This window comes from Synechococcus sp. A10-1-5-9 (genome assembly GCF_047716785.1).
GTDB lineage: Bacteria > Cyanobacteriota > Cyanobacteriia > PCC-6307 > Cyanobiaceae > Synechococcus_C.
On sequence record NZ_CP180406.1, the window covers coordinates 2,033,284 to 2,049,507 of the forward strand.

18 protein-coding genes are annotated in these 16,224 nt (G+C 59.8%); 10 read left to right on the plus strand and 8 right to left on the minus strand.

Going from position 1 to position 16,224, the window contains the following annotated elements; all coding sequences use genetic code 11:
- Positions 1-4 precede the first annotated feature (4 nt).
- The 3 genes from menC to ACLM45_RS10725 are packed head-to-tail and all read left to right on the plus strand — an operon-like array spanning position 5 to position 2,584.
- Entirely contained in the window at positions 5-1,021 is a 1,017-nt protein-coding gene (menC, locus tag ACLM45_RS10715; RefSeq protein WP_415409248.1) for an o-succinylbenzoate synthase, read from the plus strand.
- Entirely contained in the window at positions 1,018-2,322 is a 1,305-nt protein-coding gene (locus ACLM45_RS10720) for an AMP-binding protein (RefSeq protein ID WP_415409249.1), read from the plus strand. The genes menC and ACLM45_RS10720 overlap by 4 nt, the downstream gene beginning before the upstream one ends.
- Positions 2,306-2,584 carry a TM2 domain-containing protein gene (locus tag ACLM45_RS10725; protein ID WP_415409251.1) on the plus strand — a complete coding sequence of 93 codons (279 nt, stop codon included), beginning with the start codon at positions 2,306-2,308 and terminating at the stop codon, positions 2,582-2,584. Before ACLM45_RS10720 ends, ACLM45_RS10725 begins: the two co-directional genes overlap by 17 nt.
- A gap of 167 nt (positions 2,585-2,751) precedes the next feature.
- Here ACLM45_RS10725 and ACLM45_RS10730 read toward each other — a convergent pair whose 3' ends face one another.
- On the minus strand, positions 2,752-3,213 hold the full coding sequence (locus ACLM45_RS10730; RefSeq protein WP_415409252.1) for an acyl-CoA thioesterase: 462 nt from the start codon (positions 3,211-3,213) through the stop codon (positions 2,752-2,754).
- Positions 3,203-4,387 (minus strand): NAD(P)H-quinone oxidoreductase subunit H, encoded by a 1,185-nt coding sequence (locus tag ACLM45_RS10735; RefSeq protein ID WP_006042975.1) that lies wholly within the window; start codon positions 4,385-4,387, stop codon positions 3,203-3,205. Before ACLM45_RS10735 ends, ACLM45_RS10730 begins: the two co-directional genes overlap by 11 nt.
- Positions 4,388-4,431: 44 nt before the next feature.
- On the opposite strand from ACLM45_RS10735, the gene rsmH reads away from it, so the two are divergent.
- Positions 4,432-5,370 carry a 16S rRNA (cytosine(1402)-N(4))-methyltransferase RsmH gene (rsmH, locus tag ACLM45_RS10740; RefSeq protein WP_415409253.1) on the plus strand — a complete coding sequence of 313 codons (939 nt, stop codon included), beginning with the start codon at positions 4,432-4,434 and terminating at the stop codon, positions 5,368-5,370.
- Here rsmH and ACLM45_RS10745 read toward each other — a convergent pair.
- Both ACLM45_RS10745 and ACLM45_RS10750 read right to left on the minus strand, forming a co-directional pair.
- Complete coding sequence (locus tag ACLM45_RS10745) at positions 5,356-6,114, minus strand: hypothetical protein (RefSeq protein WP_006042977.1); 759 nt, start codon at positions 6,112-6,114, stop codon at positions 5,356-5,358. The two genes, rsmH and ACLM45_RS10745, sit on opposite strands and share 15 nt — an antisense overlap.
- Before the next feature lie 84 nt (positions 6,115-6,198).
- Positions 6,199-7,380, minus strand: coding sequence for a cysteine desulfurase family protein (locus tag ACLM45_RS10750; RefSeq protein WP_415409254.1), 1,182 nt, complete (start codon positions 7,378-7,380; stop codon positions 6,199-6,201).
- Positions 7,381-7,403: 23 nt separating this feature from the next.
- On the opposite strand from ACLM45_RS10750, the gene ACLM45_RS10755 reads away from it, so the two are divergent.
- The 3 genes from ACLM45_RS10755 to ACLM45_RS10765 are packed head-to-tail and all read left to right on the plus strand — an operon-like array spanning position 7,404 to position 9,637.
- Entirely contained in the window at positions 7,404-7,919 is a 516-nt protein-coding gene (locus tag ACLM45_RS10755) for a hypothetical protein (protein ID WP_415409255.1), read from the plus strand.
- Between the two features lie 33 nt (positions 7,920-7,952).
- On the plus strand, positions 7,953-8,666 hold the full coding sequence (locus ACLM45_RS10760) for a response regulator transcription factor (protein ID WP_006042980.1): 714 nt from the start codon (positions 7,953-7,955) through the stop codon (positions 8,664-8,666).
- 50 nt (positions 8,667-8,716) lie between these two features.
- Complete coding sequence (locus ACLM45_RS10765; protein ID WP_415409256.1) at positions 8,717-9,637, plus strand: pseudouridine synthase family protein; 921 nt, start codon at positions 8,717-8,719, stop codon at positions 9,635-9,637.
- A 283-nt stretch (positions 9,638-9,920) separates the two neighbouring features.
- Here the strand turns inward: ACLM45_RS10765 and bchM are convergent, their stop codons facing one another.
- Both bchM and ACLM45_RS10775 read right to left on the minus strand, forming a co-directional pair.
- Positions 9,921-10,637 (minus strand): magnesium protoporphyrin IX methyltransferase, encoded by a 717-nt coding sequence (gene bchM, locus ACLM45_RS10770; RefSeq protein WP_415409257.1) that lies wholly within the window; start codon positions 10,635-10,637, stop codon positions 9,921-9,923.
- A gap of 26 nt (positions 10,638-10,663) precedes the next feature.
- The gene (locus ACLM45_RS10775; protein WP_415411419.1) at positions 10,664-11,818 is read right to left on the minus strand and encodes an N-acetylglucosamine-6-phosphate deacetylase; all 1,155 of its coding nucleotides are present in this window, start codon (positions 11,816-11,818) and stop codon (positions 10,664-10,666) included.
- 61 nt (positions 11,819-11,879) lie between these two features.
- On the opposite strand from ACLM45_RS10775, the gene purE reads away from it, so the two are divergent.
- Positions 11,880-12,437 carry a 5-(carboxyamino)imidazole ribonucleotide mutase gene (gene purE, locus ACLM45_RS10780; protein WP_415409259.1) on the plus strand — a complete coding sequence of 186 codons (558 nt, stop codon included), beginning with the start codon at positions 11,880-11,882 and terminating at the stop codon, positions 12,435-12,437.
- A 56-nt stretch (positions 12,438-12,493) separates the two neighbouring features.
- Entirely contained in the window at positions 12,494-13,573 is a 1,080-nt protein-coding gene (locus ACLM45_RS10785) for an AI-2E family transporter (protein ID WP_415409260.1), read from the plus strand.
- On the opposite strand, the gene cysC is transcribed toward ACLM45_RS10785, so the two are convergent.
- Positions 13,554-14,201, minus strand: a complete 648-nt coding sequence (gene cysC / locus ACLM45_RS10790; protein WP_415409262.1) for an adenylyl-sulfate kinase — start codon at positions 14,199-14,201, stop codon at positions 13,554-13,556. The genes ACLM45_RS10785 and cysC overlap by 20 nt on opposite strands.
- Positions 14,202-14,266: 65 nt before the next feature.
- Positions 14,267-14,590: a translation initiation factor gene (locus tag ACLM45_RS10795; RefSeq protein ID WP_415409263.1), complete on the minus strand. Its 324-nt coding sequence runs from the start codon at positions 14,588-14,590 to the stop codon at positions 14,267-14,269.
- A gap of 636 nt (positions 14,591-15,226) precedes the next feature.
- On the opposite strand from ACLM45_RS10795, the gene ACLM45_RS10800 reads away from it, so the two are divergent.
- Positions 15,227-16,186 carry a class I SAM-dependent methyltransferase gene (locus ACLM45_RS10800; protein WP_415409264.1) on the plus strand — a complete coding sequence of 320 codons (960 nt, stop codon included), beginning with the start codon at positions 15,227-15,229 and terminating at the stop codon, positions 16,184-16,186.
- Positions 16,187-16,224: the final 38 nt, after the last annotated feature.

Consider the following 16,224-nt stretch of genomic DNA (forward strand, 5'->3'; position numbering starts at 1 on the left):
AGGCATGACTCTGCAGCTGGCGTTTCGTCCCTATGCCTTTGATCTGAGTCGGCCGCTTGTGACCTCCCGCGGGAGTTGGCAGAGTCGCCGAGGCTGGTTGCTTCGGATTGTTGATTCTGGTTCCGGATCGATGGGATGGGGGGAGGTGTCCCCGCTTGATCCTGGCGGCCAACATCGTTGTGAGCACGTCCTCAGCGCTTGGTCTCTGAACGTATGCCGCTCCCGTCAGGCGCTGGAGGGGCTGCTGCCGTCCCTTCCCGCCGCCCTGGCCTTCGCAATCGGGGCCGCGCTGGCAGAGCTCGACGGTGTGGTGGGTGATGCCCACGCCAACGGTCAGCGTTGGCGCCCGCCGCCGCCATCGGCCCAACTGCTCCCCGCCGGCCATGCCATGCCCGCAGCGCTTGAGGCCCTGCTCGCGCAGCATGGGGAGGTTTCGGGCGAAGCGTGCAGGGTGGAGCCGCTCACGCTGAAGTGGAAAGTGGCAGCTGCCGAGCCGGCTTTGGAGTGGAGGCTGCTGAGCCTGCTTCTCCAGCATCTTCCCGACAAGGCCCGGCTGCGTCTGGATGCCAACGGCGGCTGGGATCGGGCCACCGCGGATCGTTGGGCCGATGCCGTCGCGGACGATCCGCGTTTGGATTGGCTGGAGCAACCACTGGCGGCCAACGATTTTGAGGGATTGTCGCGGTTAGGGGAGAGGGTCCCCGTTGCCTTGGATGAATCCCTGGACCTGAACCCCGAGCTTCGTGAGTACTGGCCGGGTTGGCAGGTGCGGCGTCCTGTGTTGGAGGGTGATCCGAGACCCTTGCTTCAGGATCTGCAGAGAGGACGACCAAAGCTGATGCTGAGCACGGCGTTTGAAACCGGCATCGGTGCTCGCTGGCTTGCTCTGCTCGCCCAGTTGCAACAGCAGGGCCCAACACCTGTCGCCCCCGGCTTCGCACCTGGCTGGACCCCTTCAGGACCGTTGTTCGCCTCCGAGCCTGAGCAGGTCTGGGCCCATGCGTCGGAGGCAATGCCATGACTTCCGCTGTCGCCGTTCTGTGCGACCCCCTTAGCCCTGAGGACACCGCGATCCGCCTGCAGGCGGCCTTGGGCAAGGGACAGTGGGTGCGGCTGCTCGGCTGTGATCCTTCGGCGGACCGGGGATCTGTGCCTCCGGAGGCTATTAAGTGGCCAGAGGCTGTTGGCTGGCCAGAAGGGCCTGGGCTGGTCTTGTCCAGTGGTGGCAGCACCGGAGGTCGATCCTTCTGCCTGCATCCTGTCGGCAACCTGGAGCGCTCAGCCCAGGCAACCGCCCGCTGGCTTCGCTGCATCAGCATCGACCCCACCACAGCCTTGGTCTGGAATCCCCTCCCGTTTCACCATGTGAGCGGACTCATGCCCTGGTGGCGTGCATGCCAGTGGGGCGCTGCCCACGTCTGGTTGGCACCCGCGCTGATGAAACACCCGGCTCGACTGCTGGAACGCAGCGTGCAACACCCTGCCTGGCGGCAGCAGCCGATGCTGCTGTCGTTGGTTCCCACCCAGCTGCGGCGTCTGCTGGTTCACCCACGCGGTCGTCGTTGGTTGCAAGCGATGGATGTGATCTGGGTTGGAGGGGCGAGCTTGCCGGAGGATCTGGCTGCCGCTTCTCGTCAGGCCGGCCTGAAGTTGGCTCCGTGTTACGGCGCAACGGAAACTGCCGCGATGGTGACGGCCCAACGGCCCAGGGATTTTCTGACTGGTAGTACGAGCTGTGGCCAGCCTCTCGAGGACGTTGATCTCCAGGTGGGTGCGGACGGAGCCCTGGCTGTTCGCTGTGATCGCTTGGCCTTGGCAAGGGTTGACCATTCCGGCGAGCTGCATCCGCTCTCCGATTCGCAGGGCTGGTGGTGGAGCGGTGATCGGGCCCGGCTTTCCGAGACAGCTGTTCAGTCACACCTTCATGTGCTGGGGCGCCGGGATGGCGCGATCCTCTCGGGAGGGGTCACGGTGTATCCACCCCAGCTCGAGGAGCGGTTGATGGCTGCGGCTCGTTCAGCGTCACTGCCGCTTGAAGCAGTGCTGCTGTTGGCTGTGTCGGATCGCGAGTGGGGCGAGCGGCTGGTGGCCCTGGTGCGCTGGAGTGGGGCTGATGGGGATTCTGAGGTTGCAGCGAGGTGTCTCGGGGGATTGAGAGCCCTCGTGTCTGACTGGATGCCTGCGGAGCGTCCAATCGCTTGGCATGGATGCGATGAACTCGAGCCGACGGCTGCAGGAAAATGGGAGCGTGCGCGTTGGCAGGTCTGGCTCCGATCGCTAGAAGCGGGACAGATCAGGCCCAATGATGACTACGCTCTCTGACGCTGAGATCAGTAACAGGAAGCTTGCCTCGGGTTTGCTGGGCGTCTTTCTTGGATCCTTCGGCGCGCACAAATTTGTTCTTGGTTTCAATAACGCCGGCATCATCATGTTGGTGGTGAGTATTGCCGGTGGCATGGTCACCTGTGGTGTCGCCTCGTTTGTGATGGGGGTGATTGGATTGATCGAGGGAATCATTTATCTCACAAAAACCCCCGAGGAATTCCGTGAGCTTTATATCGACGCTCGGAAGCAATGGTTTTGATCAAACCTGTTCCCTTGGGGCCCAAGCGTGGAGTCGCATTTTTTTTACCGGCGGCTGCCCTCAGTTGTGTGCTGTTTGCCTCCCAGTCTCTGGATGGCTTTCATCCTCTTGGTGTTCTCCTCAGCCTGGCCCCTCTGCAGGTGGTTGCACTTCTCTGGGTGCGGGCTTCAGAGGCCGCTGATGCTTCCAAGGGAAGACGCTTCTAGCCATCGATCAATCGCTTCCGGAAGTGCGCACCGCCGTCGGGATGTGTTGCTGATCGCTAGCTGACGAATCGAGCCGTGGGCGACATCCTGGTCATCCAATTGGAAGCGATAATGCACTTCGAAGCTTCCTGGATCGAGCCGCTGGGGAACAACCAGAACCTGGAGATGATCACCGCCATGCACCGGCCTGAGAAAGTCGGCACGACAGTGCACCACCGGTAAGGCAATCTCCGGCCATCGCTCCTGGCCGCGGCAGCCTGGAAACACAGCATGGGCTTCAACGCCGTAACGCTCAAGGCTCTCCTCCCAGGCCTCGTGGCACCAACGCAAAAGCTGATGAAAATGCATCACACCAGCAGCGTCGGTGTCGCCGAAGCGCACCTTTTTTGACAATTTCAGCCAGCTGGAGGAATCAGCGATCAACGGATCCCATGATCACGTCGATCGAACCAAGGATCGCCATGATGTCGGCCACCTTGTGTCCCTTGAGGATGTGGGGAAGGATCTGCAGGTTGTTGCTGTCCGCGGCCCGAATCTTGAAACGCCAGGGAGTGACGTCGTTATTGCCTTGGATGAAAATCCCGATTTCCCCTTTGCCTGATTCCAGGCGGGTGTAAAGCTCACCGTTCGGAATCTTGAATGTGGGAGCCACTTTCTTGGCCACGTATTGGTAATCGAAACCGGCGAATTCGCTGTCTTTGCCTTCGGCCATACGACGAGCTTCCACGTTTTCTGTGGGCCCACCGGGGATCATGTCGCAGGCTTGACGAAGAATCTTTAGGGATTGGCGCATCTCCTCAATGCGCACCCGATAACGGGCGAAGCAGTCGCCTTCCTTCTCCCAGGCCACATCCCAATCGAAATCGTCGTAGCACTCGTAATGGTCAACCTTGCGCAGGTCCCAGGGCACGCCTGACGCTCGGAGCATCGGCCCGGAGAGGCTCCAGTTGATGGCTTCATCCTTACCGATTACACCCAGGCCTTCAATGCGGCGCCGGAAGATCGGGTTGTTGGTGATCAGCTTCTCGTATTCATCGATCTTCGGGCCGAACCAGTCGCAGAAATCACGACACTTCTCCAGCCAGCCCCAGGGGAGATCGGCGGCCACGCCCCCGATGCGGAAGTAATTGTTGTTGATCAGCCGCTGGCCGGTGGCGGCTTCCCAGAGGTCGTAGATCATCTCCCTTTCCCGGAAGATGTAGAAGAAGGGAGTCTGAGCGCCCACATCAGCCAGGAAGGGACCCAGCCAGAGCAGATGGTTGGCAATGCGGTTCAGTTCCAGCATCAGCACCCGGATGTAGCTGGCGCGCTTGGGCACTGGAATGTTGGCCAGTTTTTCCGGGGCGTTGACCACGACGGCCTCGTAGAACATCCCCGCCGCGTAGTCCATGCGGCTCACGTAGGGCACGAACATCACGTTCGTGCGGTTCTCCGCGATCTTCTCCATGCCGCGGTGGAGATAGCCAATCACTGGCTCGCAATCGACGACGTCCTCGCCGTCAAGGGTCACCACCAGCCGCAACACCCCGTGCATGGAGGGGTGATGGGGGCCGAAGTTGACCACCATCGGCTCCGTGCGCGTTTCCAGCTGCGTCATGGGGCCGGTACAGAACATTCGTGTTGAGATCTTAGGAAGGACCCATGCCCGATCAGCTTCCCGAGACCGATTCAGCCTTTCAGCATGTGCCGGTGCTGGCCGATGTTCTGTTGAATACGTTGGACCAGGAGCCCAGTGACCACTGGCAGTCTGGCCTGGTTGTGGATGCCACGCTGGGCGGAGGCGGGCACAGCAGTCTGTTGCTGGACCGTTATCCAGGGTTGCGCTTGATCGGGCTCGACCAGGACGCCACAGCGAGAGCGGCGGCCGCAGCGCGTCTCCGCCCCTGGCAGGAACGGGTCACCATCGTGGCCACCAACTTTGCTGATTACAGCCCTCCTGGGTCGGCATCCCTGGTTCTGGCGGACCTTGGCGTCAGCAGTCCCCAGCTCGATGTGGCGCAGCGGGGGTTCAGTTTTCGCCTCGATGGTCCCCTCGACATGCGCATGAATCCGGAGGGTGGGGGTGAGACGGCGGCGCAGTTGATCGAACGCTTGAAGGAATCCGATCTGGCTGACCTGATCTACGCCTATGGCGAGGAACGCCTGTCTCGCCGGATCGCACGCCGGATCAAGGCGGATCTGGCGGTGCAGGGGACCTATGCAGGGACTGCCGCGCTTGCTTACGCGATCGCCGGTTGCTACCCACCCAAGGCTCGACGTGGGCGGATCCACCCGGCGACGCGTACGTTTCAGGCCCTGCGCATTGCCGTGAATCACGAGCTGGCAGCGCTCGATCGCTTGCTTGAGCAGTCCCCGGACTGGCTTCAGCCTGGCGGGATGCTGGCGATCATCAGCTTTCATTCTCTTGAAGATCGGCGCGTCAAGACAGCTTTTTTGCAGGATGAACGGTTGGAACGCATCACCCGCCGACCGCTGACGGCCTCTGAAGATGAACAGGAAAGAAATCCACGAAGCCGCAGCGCCAAGTTGCGCATTGCCAGGCGTCGCTCAGCTTCAGTCGACAGTTCAGAGCGTGGTTGAAGCGTCGCTTCTGAGCAAGCCAGTGTGATCGGTTGTTCCGAAGAGCTGGCGGTAAGCCGCCGTTGTGATGCAGGCCACCACAGGGGCGGCCACCAGAAGGCCGACTCCGCAGAGAATCGTGCCGATCACGATGATCACAGCATCGACGATCAACAGCAGCACCACCCACCACCAAGATGGATCAACGGCATCACGGCCGCGCTGAATGGTTTCAAAAGGTCTGTGCTGCTCGAGCAGGGCCACATAGGGCAAGAACATCTGGTTCACCGAGAGATAGATGAACAGAACCAGCGTGATGATTCCTGGGAGCCAGATCAATGCTTCATTGAGTTGGCCAAGTCCGAAGGCCACACCCAGTCCCACGGCCAGAATGACTAAAAACACAATATTCAGCGCGATCGAACGCACGAACAGCCGACCAGCTGCGGAACCATCCCACCGAGAAAAATCTAAAAAGTCAGGTTTTGTTCCCTCAAGGGCAATCCATGATCCGCGCACCATTCCAATCACTCCCCAAAGGTTGATCAATACCGAACCAATCACTCCTGTGATGGTCAAGAGAATGACGATTGGTCCTTCGATGTATGTACTGGGCGCATTGGCGACCAGCTGAAAGATCACTGAAAGAATGCCAACAAGCAGAGTGAAAAGGATGAAAGACCAAGGGGCTTTCGTGAACGCACTCCAGCCGTCTTCAACAGCTCGAAGAACGTGAAGCCGTCCATTGCTGGGTGCTGTTGTCATGGAACAGGCTTCTCAATTGTTCGGAAGGTAACCGTTTTGACGGATTTTTCCAGATTTTGTGATTTGTTCAAACGCTTGGCTTGCTCATTGGCTCCCGTCTAGCTGGGAGATGCATGCTGCAATCACCTCCACAGCGCGATTGATGTCTGTGGCTGTTGTGGTTCGACCCAGGCTCAAACGTAAGGAGGCTTCCGCTTCAACTCGACTGCGACCGATCGCCTGCAGGACGTGGGACGGTTTCCCTCTGCTGCAAGCGGAGCCGCTGCTGCAGGCCAGAAAGCGCTTGAGGCATCGATGCAAACGGTTGCCCGAGACATCCGGGACGGTGATGTTGAGGTTGTGGGCTAGTCGAGGCTGATGAGCTCCATTCATCAGCAGCTGGGGATGGCGTGATTTCAGGCCCCTCCACAGCTGGTTTGTGAGAACGCTGAGCTGGTGCTGCCGGGTCTCCAGGTCGGCGTGCGCTAGGTCCGCCGCTGCAGCGAAGCCCACGATCAGAGGCACGGGCAAGGTTCCCGGCCTGAGCTCCTGTTCCTGGCTGCCCCCCCAAAGCAGAGGCTGGATCGAGACTCCTCGGCGTTTCACCAGCGCGCCGATTCCCTTGGGGCCATTCAGCTTGTGGGCACTGAGGCTGATGAGATCGCAACCCAGATCCGACCGGATCAGTCGCACGTGCCCAAAGGCCTGGGCCGCATCGGTGTGCAAAGTGATGCCCCTGCTCTTGCAGACGTCCGAAAGCGCTTGCAATGGCTGGATCACTCCAATCTCGTTGTTGGCTGCCATCACGCTCACCAGCTGCGTGTCGTCGCGAAGCACGCCGCTCAAGGCGTTTGCATTGATGAGGCCGTTGTCCTGTGGACGCAGCACAGTCAGTTCGAAGCCTTCGCGCTGGAGCTGATGCATGGGATCCAGTACAGCGTGATGCTCCGTAGCCACGGTGATCACATGGCCGCAGTGCCCTTCCGCCTTGGCACGGGCGCGGGCATGGCCCAGCAGAGCGAGGTTGTTGGCTTCCGTCGCCCCGCTGGTGAAGATCAGCTCGTCATCCTCCACTCCCAGATGGGAGGCCAACCTGTGGCGCGCTGAAGCCACGGCAGCTGCTGCGGTGAGTCCCAGTCGGTGTTGCCGGCTTGAAGCATTTCCCCATTCCTGCTGCCACCAAGGCTCCATCGCCTGCACCACTAGGGGATGGCAGGGAGTTGTGGCCTGATGGTCCAGCTGGATCAGGTCGCCTGGGATCAAATCGTCAGTGGTTGTTGGCAGCATGGTGGGACGTTGTGATCGATGCGATGCGTCCCCTTCGGCTGGTCTCCATTTTGGGCCTATTGGCCGTGTCTGCCGTACAACCCTTGATGGCTGAGGGGATTAGCCGGGACGAGATCCTTGAACAGATGAAATCCATGCGTCCCTTGGATCTTGTCGTCCTTAAACGCAAGGATGTGGGCGATGACTACACCCTGGGGATTTTTGCGATCAAACGCGATCCGTCCAATCCAGAGCTGCGCCAATTCAAGTTGTGGCAGGAATACTCCGACAACCTCTTGATTCCCAGTGAGTCGGTCGACTGCAGTGCCGAGGAGCCGGTACGGGTCACGCGTGATAAAGAAGCGATTTATATCCGCAAACTCAATCCCGGTGGCCCGGTGCGCGCCACAGCCAGGGAAGATCATCTGGTGTGGTGGGCGGCCTGCCATCCCGAACTGGCAGGACAGGATCCTGTTTCCTTGGCCGATAAGGCCAGAGAACTCGGGTATTCCACTCTGCTGATCGAATCCCAGGAGGTGCTGCGGTTACCTGGGGGCTGACCCACTTAGATTCCGCCCAGACTCGTACAGGTCATGACTGCTTCAGTGCCCGAGCAGCCACCCGTTCGTCTGTTGCTGGTGGACGACGAACCCGGTCTGCGTTCTGCCGTTCAGGCCTACCTCGAGGATGAAGGTTTCGAGGTAACCACGGCTGTGGATGGTGAGGAGGGATTCAGCAAAGCCCAGCAGATGCTGCCGGATGTGGTGATCACCGATGTCATGATGCCCCGCCTTGATGGTTATGGGCTGCTCACACGCTTGCGGGCTGATGAACGGCTGGGAGGCACACCGGTGATTTTCCTGACGGCCAAGGGAATGACCGCTGACCGCACGCAGGGGTATCTCGCAGGAGTTGACGATTACATTCCCAAGCCCTTTGACCCCGATGAATTGGTCGCGCGGGTTCGCAACGTGGCTCAACGCCAGCAGCGACTGCTCCAGGAGGCAGCACGTTTTGCTGATGCTGATATGGGGCAAATGGCGAAGCAAATCACCGAAATCCGTTCGCTGCTGGCCCAAGCGGAGGCGCTTCCTGCTCAGGAACCCGTGCAGCACAGCTTCACACCACGCGAGAGCAGTGTTCTTCAGTTAGTCGCCGAAGGATTGATGAATAAGGAAATTGCCAGGCAGCTGGAAACGTCGATCCGTAACGTTGAGAAATACGTGAGTCGTCTGTTCATCAAGACCGGCACCTCCAGTCGCACAGAGCTGGTGCGCTACGCCCTGCAGCATCGCCTGGTGGAGTGAAGGGCTGGCGGCCAGCCGCATTGAATCAGGGCTGGACCTATTCGGATCGAATGGACAGGTCCGAGTCGGGTCGAATGTTGAGTGCAGTGATGGCCAGCCGGTATGGCCACTCGCCCAGGGACGTTTGGGACAGCCGGATCCGCTCCGGTGAATTGCTTCTCAATGGACAGTCACTTCAGAACGATGTGCCTGTGGGTTCAAGGGATGTCGTGCAATGGCGGCGACCTCCATGGCTTGAGCCTGCGATCCCGGATCAGTGGTCCGTCGTCTACGACGATGGTGACGTGCTGGTCATTAACAAGCCCTCAGGTTTACCGGTGATGCCTGGCGGCGGATTTCTGCAGCACACCCTCTCGGCCTTGTTGATGGAGGCCAGTCGATCGGCTCGCGCCAGCCAGGTTCCCAAGCCGGTGCATCGTTTGGGAAGGTTCACGTCAGGGCTTCAGGTGTGTGCGCGCCGACCGCAAACGCGGGCCGGGCTTTCCCGGCAGTTCCGGCCGGAGGGTGGTTGCCGGAAGACCTATCTGGCCTGGGCCAAGCTAGTGAAGGGGTTGCGTGCGGACCAGTCGCTGGTGGTGACTACCGATGTGGTGGAGCGTGTTCATCCGCTCCTGGGATGGGTCTGGGGGCCTGATCCTTTCGACGGCGAGCCTCTGCGCAGGCGCCTGCATGCCCGCAGTGAGCTTCGCCTTCTGAAGCGCTGTGATCAAGGCGATCTTGTGGAGGTGGCCATCAGCACCGGACGCCCGCATCAGATTCGCATTCACTTGGCTCAGTTGGGGTCACCCTTGCTCGGGGATCCTCTGTATCTGCCGCAGCAACGGATCAATGCTGCCGCTGTCCCTGGGGATGGTGGCTATCGGCTGCATGCCCACACACTCGCATTGGAGAACGGCCTGCACCTCAGCTGCGTAGCCGGGTCTGGGTTTGCCCCGGGTGAACTGCTGCTGGCCGGGAGTCAAGAGTTGTAAGGCTATTGATCGTGCGTCGCTCACTGTCTGTTGTTGCTTTGAGTTCACTCCTCTTGGCTGCTGGGTGCGCAACGGGGAACGAGAAGTGTCGCAAAAGGGAAACGTTGTGTTTAAAAATGGGAATCTGCAGGTCTATTTGCTGGCACATCTTCAGGCTGATGCTGCCCAGATGTAGGTCATGACAAACGTTGGGACCATGAATTTGGCAATCAGCGACATCATTCCCGTGAAGCACTAAGCCCCTGTCGTTGAGTTCAAGCTGTTCAATCGCTTCGGCTCCTGATCATTCTTTCTTGCGAAATTCGATCAGTCTCGAGAAATAAAACGGTGCCTTGTTCAGGCTCCGTCGAACAGGCTCGTAGCCACAGGCCATCGCAGCCTTGACGATGCCTTCCTCTTTCAAGGTGTAAGCACGGGTTGTCTTGCTGGGGCCTGGAAACAACTGGCCGATGCTCTTCAGGAGCGCCAGCAGTGGGGTGTAAGGGGCGAAGCTCACCAACAGCCGTTGCTCGCTGAGGCTGCAGAGGTGTTTCACCATCTCTTCAGCGGCTGCCTGGGGGTAATGGATGAAGACATCCAGGCAGCACACCGTGTGGAAGGAGCCGCTCAGGCTTTCCAGGTCACTGGCGAAGAAGTTGAGTTTGGTCATGTCGAGGCCGGCCTCGCGGGCCCGGCGTTCCGCTTCCTGGGCCATTGCTTCGGAGATGTCGCTGGCGCTGATCGAGCCTGCGCCCATCGCCGCCAAGGGCAGGCTGAGACTGCCTACACCGCATCCAGCGTCACAGAAGCTCACGTCGCTGAATTCGCCGCTGTCTTTGATCCAGGCCAGCACTTCATCCACGGTTTTCTGATGGCCGATGCGGATGTTGCGCTGCACCTTGTTCACGTCGTCGGATTCGCTGTAGATGCGATTCCAGCGATCGAAGCCTGTGGTTTCGAAATACCCCTTCACCTCCTGCTTCTCGGCCAGCTTGTCCTTCAGCTGCTGTTCAGGGGTCATCGGCTTGGTGGTGCGTCGGCGGGATCTTAAGCAGCTTCACGCCAGGCAAGGGATGCCCCCGCTTCGCTCAGGTCCCAGCGCAGCAGATGGTCAATGGGTTGCCCCACCAGCCCCTCAACGCTGTGATCCATGCCGATGACCCGTCTCGGAGCCATCGTCGCGGCCCAGATCGCACCATCCGCATCGCCGCTCCAGAGGGCGAGCCGGCAACAGCCGGCCAGTAGGGGTAGGGTCACGCCCGCGAGGGTTCCGTCGTCCAGTCGGCAGGTTCCGTCTTGCACGTGCAGCACGCGCTCGTCCCAGCGGTGCTCACCATCCGCCAACCCATAGGGCGCGAGTGCATCACTCACTAGCACGATCTGATCGCCGGCCATGCGTTGCAGCAACACCGCGATGGTGGGATGCACGTGAACGCCATCGGCGATCAGGCCCAGGGCAATGCCGCCGCGACGGCAGGCCTCCCCCACGGGGCCAGGCGCCCGGTGATGCAGGCCAGGCATGGCGTTAAACGCATGGGTCAGCATGCTGACCCCCTGATCGAAGGCTGCAGCGGCCTGGCCGGCGGTGGCTGTGCTGTGGCCCAGGGCCACGGTGATCCCGAGGGTGGTCAGATGGCTGATCATGCGCTCTGCCCCGGGTTGTTCCGGGGCGAGCGTCACCAGGCTGATCTCGGTTTCAAATCCGGCGATCCGTCTCTCCAGCTCCATGAGGCTGGGTCGGACAATGTGTTCGCTTGGGTGAGCGCCCCGGCGCTCTGTTGCCAGGAAAGGACCCTCCAGGTGCGCTCCCAGCAGCCGGCAGCGGCCCTGTTGGTGCAGGCTCCTGGCCTGGCGCAGCACGGAGAGTGCGCGGCGCAGGGGGTCGACGCCACAGGTGACCAGGGTCGGGGCGATGGCCTCGACACCATCACGCCACAACTGCTCGAGAAGCTTCAGTAGTCGGGGGAGATCGTCGACGCAGAGTTCAGGGAAAGCAAGACCAAGCCCACCGTTGATCTGCAGGTCAATCCCCCGTGGACTGAGCCAGTCTCCGTTCCAGCTCTCTCCTCCCATGCCCGCCATCGCTGGCATGGGACCGATCTCGGTGATCACGCCTTGTTCATTCAGAATCAGCCAGTGCAGGTCCTGGTTTGGTGTTGACCCAGGGCATTGAGGCAGTCGCACGTGGGTGATCCGGCGCATGCGGGCGGTCTGGTGCGGGACGATGGAAGTCTCGCCTTCCCTGCGCGTTTTGCCTGTTGCCATGACGCCTTCCGATCCAGTTCAGTCACCGATGTCACCGCAGGTGGCCGTGATCATGGGCAGTGATTCCGATCTCCCCACCCTTCATCCGGCGGTTGAGGTTCTGGAGACGCTGAACGTTGCTGTGGAGGTGCGCGTGTTGTCGGCCCATCGCACACCCCTGGAGATGGTGGACTTTGCCCGTGAGGCCCGTAACCGCGGTCTGAAGGTGATCGTGGCCGGTGCCGGCGGCGCCGCTCACTTGCCAGGAATGGTGGCGTCTCTCACCACCCTGCCAGTGATCGGCGTGCCGGTGCGCAGCAGGGTCCTGTCCGGTGTGGACTCCCTCCATTCGATTGTGCAGATGCCGGGTGGCATTCCCGTGGCCACGGTTGCCATCGGGGGCGGGCTGAATGCTGGGTTGCTGGCGGCGCAGATCCTGGCGCTCCAAGACCACGCCTTGTCGGAGCGTCTCGGGGCTTATCGACGTCAGCTTCACGACGCCGTGACCGCGAAGGATCAACGCCTGGTCGAGCTCGGGTCTGCGGCCTATCTCGACGCCATGGCCACCGATCGCTGACAGGGTTTTGGATTGTGGCCTTTCGCGGTCACAATTCCCAAAACAGACAACGGCCCATGAATGGTCCAGGCTGGATGAGCTGGAGCCTGGCATTGCCCTTGCTCACGCTGAATCTGTTTGTGTTGCGGCAGCTCACGGTTCCGTTGGCTCCGTTTCCCGGCCTTTTTCTCACGGCGGCACTGATCGCTTTTCTGCTCGATATTCCCTGCGTTTGGCTCACCGGCCGCGGCCTGCCCCGGTGGATGGCGATCGTGATGGTGACTCTGGTCACCATCAGTGCGTTGGTGTTCGCGGGGATCACACTGGTTCCTCTGTTGATCGATCAGCTCGGGCAGCTCATCAATGCCTTGCCTGGTCTGCTCAGCGAGGCCGAGGGCTGGATCACAAGCCTTCAGTCCTTGGCTGATGCGAGGGGATTGCCTAGTGAATTCGGTGATCTGAGCAGTGATCTCCTCACCCGAGCCGGTCGGGTGGCCAGCCAGATCAGCCAGAGGCTGCTCGGCATCCTTGGGGCAACCCTGGGAACCACCATCAACACCGTGATTGTGTTGGTGTTGGCGGTGTTCTTCCTGCTGGGTGGCCGCTCGATTGCGGCTGGCCTGGCCCGATGGCTTCCCACGGATTGGCGTGAACTGGTGACCAGCACGCTCTCACGCACATTCCGGGGATACTTTGCCGGTCAGGTCCTGCTGGCTTTGATCCTGGCGGTTGGGCAGATCGTCGTTTTCACTGTGCTCAAGATTCCCTATGGAGTTCTCTTTGCCGTTCTGATCGGATTCACCACTCTGATTCCCTACGCAAGCGCCCTCACGATCATCGCGGTCAGCGGACTTCTTGCCTTTCAGGATCCCAAAACAGGGCTTGAGATCCTAGTGGCGGCGATCTTTGTCGGACAATTGGTGGATCAGGTGATCCAACCCCGGTTGATGGGCAGCATCGTGGGTCTCCAGCCGGCCTGGTTGCTGATCGCCCTTCCCATCGGCGCCAAGGCAGGAGAGCTCTATGGCTTCGGAGAACTTCTGGGTTTGCTGCTGGCTGTTCCCGTGGCCAGTTGCCTCAAAACATTGGTGGATGCCTGGGCAGAGCGTCAAGGCATCCCGGCCAGTGGTGACCTGATCAGGCCTGAGCGGGGATGATTCCCTGGCTGACCAATGCGTCGACGACCTCATTCACGCAGCTCTCGAGATCACCGGCTCCGGTGTCGACGGAGAGTTCGGGATCTGAAGGAGCTTCGTATGGGCTGGAAATTCCCGTGAACTCTTTGATTTCTCCCGCTCTTGCCTTGGCGTAAAGGCCCTTGGTGTCGCGTTCTTCGCAGACGCTTAGGTCAGCAGAGCAGAAGATCTCGAGAAAGTCACTGTCCTCGACCAAGGCTCTGGCCTTATCGCGATCAGCTCGGAAGGGGGAGACAAAAGCGGTGAGAACAATCACGCCAGAATCCAAGAAGAGCTTGGCTACTTCACCGATGCGGCGGATATTTTCTTCGCGGTCTGCGTCTGAGAAGCCCAGGTCTTTGCAGAGGCCATGTCGGATGTTGTCTCCATCCAGCACATAGGTGGCTAACCCGCGTTCAAACAGGGCCTGATTCACCGCATTGGCCAAGGTGCTTTTCCCGGCTCCGCTCAATCCCGTGAACCAGAGGATGGCACTGCGATGTCCGCGCTGTTCAGCTCGGGCGTTGCGGTCAACAGAGGCGTGGTGCCAGGCGATGTTGGTGGAAGCGCCTTGGTTGGTGAGTTGACCGTAGGTGGGTGTTGAGGACATGACGCAGCGATTCGGGCCGCCATTATCTCCCAGGCCTGCGTCTCGACAATCAGTTGACTCCCGATTCACCCACCGGATCGTTTGGGCCTGAAGCCCTCTTGAGTGAGGAGCTCAAGAGCTAGATCCACTTGATCGCCTTGAAGCTCAATCTCGCCCTCCTTGACGGTGCCACCGCTGCCAATACGGTTCTTAAGTTTTTTCAGCAGTGCCTTGATTTCAGCGTTATCGAGTTGCAACCCCCGAATCACGGTCACCGTCTTTCCTCCCTTTCCGCCTCGGGTCGGCTGCACCCGAACAATCTGCTGGGAACGGGGGGTGCCAGCCGTGGTTGGTTCAGGTCGTTGGAGGCTTTCACTGCTGCTGAATTCTCGCCAGCCACCTTTCGGCATGGAACTCTCGATCGCTCAAGCCAGTCTTGCCCAAGGCTTCGTCCTTTACCCAGTGCTGCTGTGGAAAACCTTGGACTAGTGATCCGCGATCTGATCAACAACATTCATCAGTCCAGGCATAGCTTGAGGGTGAATGATGAGACCAGGCTTGAAATCAACGGGATAGATGTTTCTTTGGTTTAGGGGGGGATTGCTGGCGTGGACAGCCAAGTTGATGATGAGACTAATCATGTTATTGGTGTGATTTGTTGGTTTGCTGAATTTGGCGAATCCTTTATCAATAGATCGATGGTGCTTCTATGTATTTGGCTAGGGCTTGTCTGCTTGCCTAGAATTGTTTGATATGTGTTTTGGTTGCGAATGTAGCTAGATGTCTTTGAGGCTTGAGGTTGGGGGGGGATTCGAAACCAGCGCTCTTGTGCTTGTCTCAGTTGGGTTGATTGGTTGTTCCTGCTCAGCTAAAGATCTTCTCTGATTCAGGATTTGTTGCGATCCCAACGCCTTTGATCCGGGACTTGGCAATTGATACTGGTTCTTGAGGGCAGCGATTGAACCTGCTGTCGATATCACTTTATCTCCAGCCCACCGTCGTTCCTGAGCATTCAGACTGTTGTCTGAAGAGATTGAGCTCTTGAGATGAAGTCAGTTGTTCAGCAACCGCAATGGGCTGATTCGAGCCAAGGTCTGGGGCTGTGGATTGAGCGGCTGATCAACATCGGCTGGCTGCGGCGACCTTTGTTCTTTCAGGCCCGGCAGCTGATCATCCGTACGGCTGAACGCAATGGAATCCCCTGGCGGGCCCGTCGCAAGACTTTGCTTCATCAAGCGAGCCCACTGCTGGCGGACGTGACGACACCCGGCTTGGTGCCGCCTGACTACTACCGCGTTCGATTCCATGCTTACGAACAAGGCAATCTCTGTTGGCAGGCCGCAACGGAGGCTGAGCAGGCCACTGATGCGATGGCTCTGCGCATCTGGCCCGATGAGACTCTGTCCCCGCTGATTGCTCAGACCCGTCTGCGGGATGCGATCCATCAGGTGGTGGAACCGTTGCTGATCGGTCCCGTGCATCAAGCCCTCGATCTGGGCTGTTCTGTGGGGGTCAGCACCCAGCATCTCAGCCGCTGGCTGCGCCTGCGTGCCGAGAAGCGACGCGAGTCATCAGTGCACATCCAGGGTCTGGATCTGTCTCCCGAGATGCTCGCTGTGGCCAGGGTGCGAGACAGCGAAGGAGTCGTGGATGGCTGGCTGCATCGCAAGGCCGAAAAGACGGGCCTGGAGGAGTGTTCAGTCGACCTGATCAGTCTTCAGTTTGTGTGCCATGAATTGCCTCAGAGCGCCATTCATGCCGTGCTGTCGGAGGCGTTTCGGCTGCTGCGTCCTGGTGGTGCACTGGTGATGGTGGATCAGGACCCTGCGTCGTCGGTTCTGCAGCGTCTGCCTGCTGCGGTTGCCACCCTCCTCAAAAGTACGGAGCCGTATATCGAGCACTATTTCAGCCTTGATATGCACGACGCTCTGCAATCCGTCGGCTTTAGAAATCTGCGGATCAAAGCCTGTGATCCACGGCATCGCGTGATCGCCTGCTTACGCTGAGGCATCGCTCAAGGGTCGCGCGCGCGGTCCGTTGCTTC

What these genes read in the sequence shown, in the direction of transcription:
- purE (WP_415409259.1), top strand. Translation starts at nt 11,880, where the DNA reads ATGACGCCTTCCGATCCAGTTCAGTCACCGATGTCACCGCAGGTGGCC.
- ACLM45_RS10760 (WP_006042980.1), top strand. Translation starts at nt 7,953, where the DNA reads ATGACTGCTTCAGTGCCCGAGCAGCCACCCGTTCGTCTGTTGCTGGTG.
- ACLM45_RS10735 (WP_006042975.1), bottom strand. Translation starts at nt 4,387, where the DNA reads ATGACGCAGCTGGAAACGCGCACGGAGCCGATGGTGGTCAACTTCGGC.
- ACLM45_RS10795 (WP_415409263.1), bottom strand. Translation starts at nt 14,590, where the DNA reads ATGCCGAAAGGTGGCTGGCGAGAATTCAGCAGCAGTGAAAGCCTCCAA.
- ACLM45_RS10775 (WP_415411419.1), bottom strand. Translation starts at nt 11,818, where the DNA reads ATGCGCCGGATCACCCACGTGCGACTGCCTCAATGCCCTGGGTCAACA.
- ACLM45_RS10720 (WP_415409249.1), top strand. Translation starts at nt 1,018, where the DNA reads ATGACTTCCGCTGTCGCCGTTCTGTGCGACCCCCTTAGCCCTGAGGAC.
- menC (WP_415409248.1), top strand. Translation starts at nt 5, where the DNA reads ATGACTCTGCAGCTGGCGTTTCGTCCCTATGCCTTTGATCTGAGTCGG.
- bchM (WP_415409257.1), bottom strand. Translation starts at nt 10,637, where the DNA reads ATGACCCCTGAACAGCAGCTGAAGGACAAGCTGGCCGAGAAGCAGGAG.
- cysC (WP_415409262.1), bottom strand. Translation starts at nt 14,201, where the DNA reads ATGTCCTCAACACCCACCTACGGTCAACTCACCAACCAAGGCGCTTCC.
- ACLM45_RS10785 (WP_415409260.1), top strand. Translation starts at nt 12,494, where the DNA reads ATGAATGGTCCAGGCTGGATGAGCTGGAGCCTGGCATTGCCCTTGCTC.
- ACLM45_RS10745 (WP_006042977.1), bottom strand. Translation starts at nt 6,114, where the DNA reads ATGACAACAGCACCCAGCAATGGACGGCTTCACGTTCTTCGAGCTGTT.
- rsmH (WP_415409253.1), top strand. Translation starts at nt 4,432, where the DNA reads ATGCCCGATCAGCTTCCCGAGACCGATTCAGCCTTTCAGCATGTGCCG.
- ACLM45_RS10750 (WP_415409254.1), bottom strand. Translation starts at nt 7,380, where the DNA reads ATGCTGCCAACAACCACTGACGATTTGATCCCAGGCGACCTGATCCAG.
- ACLM45_RS10800 (WP_415409264.1), top strand. Translation starts at nt 15,227, where the DNA reads ATGAAGTCAGTTGTTCAGCAACCGCAATGGGCTGATTCGAGCCAAGGT.
- ACLM45_RS10725 (WP_415409251.1), top strand. Translation starts at nt 2,306, where the DNA reads ATGACTACGCTCTCTGACGCTGAGATCAGTAACAGGAAGCTTGCCTCG.
- ACLM45_RS10755 (WP_415409255.1), top strand. Translation starts at nt 7,404, where the DNA reads ATGCGTCCCCTTCGGCTGGTCTCCATTTTGGGCCTATTGGCCGTGTCT.
- ACLM45_RS10765 (WP_415409256.1), top strand. Translation starts at nt 8,717, where the DNA reads ATGGACAGGTCCGAGTCGGGTCGAATGTTGAGTGCAGTGATGGCCAGC.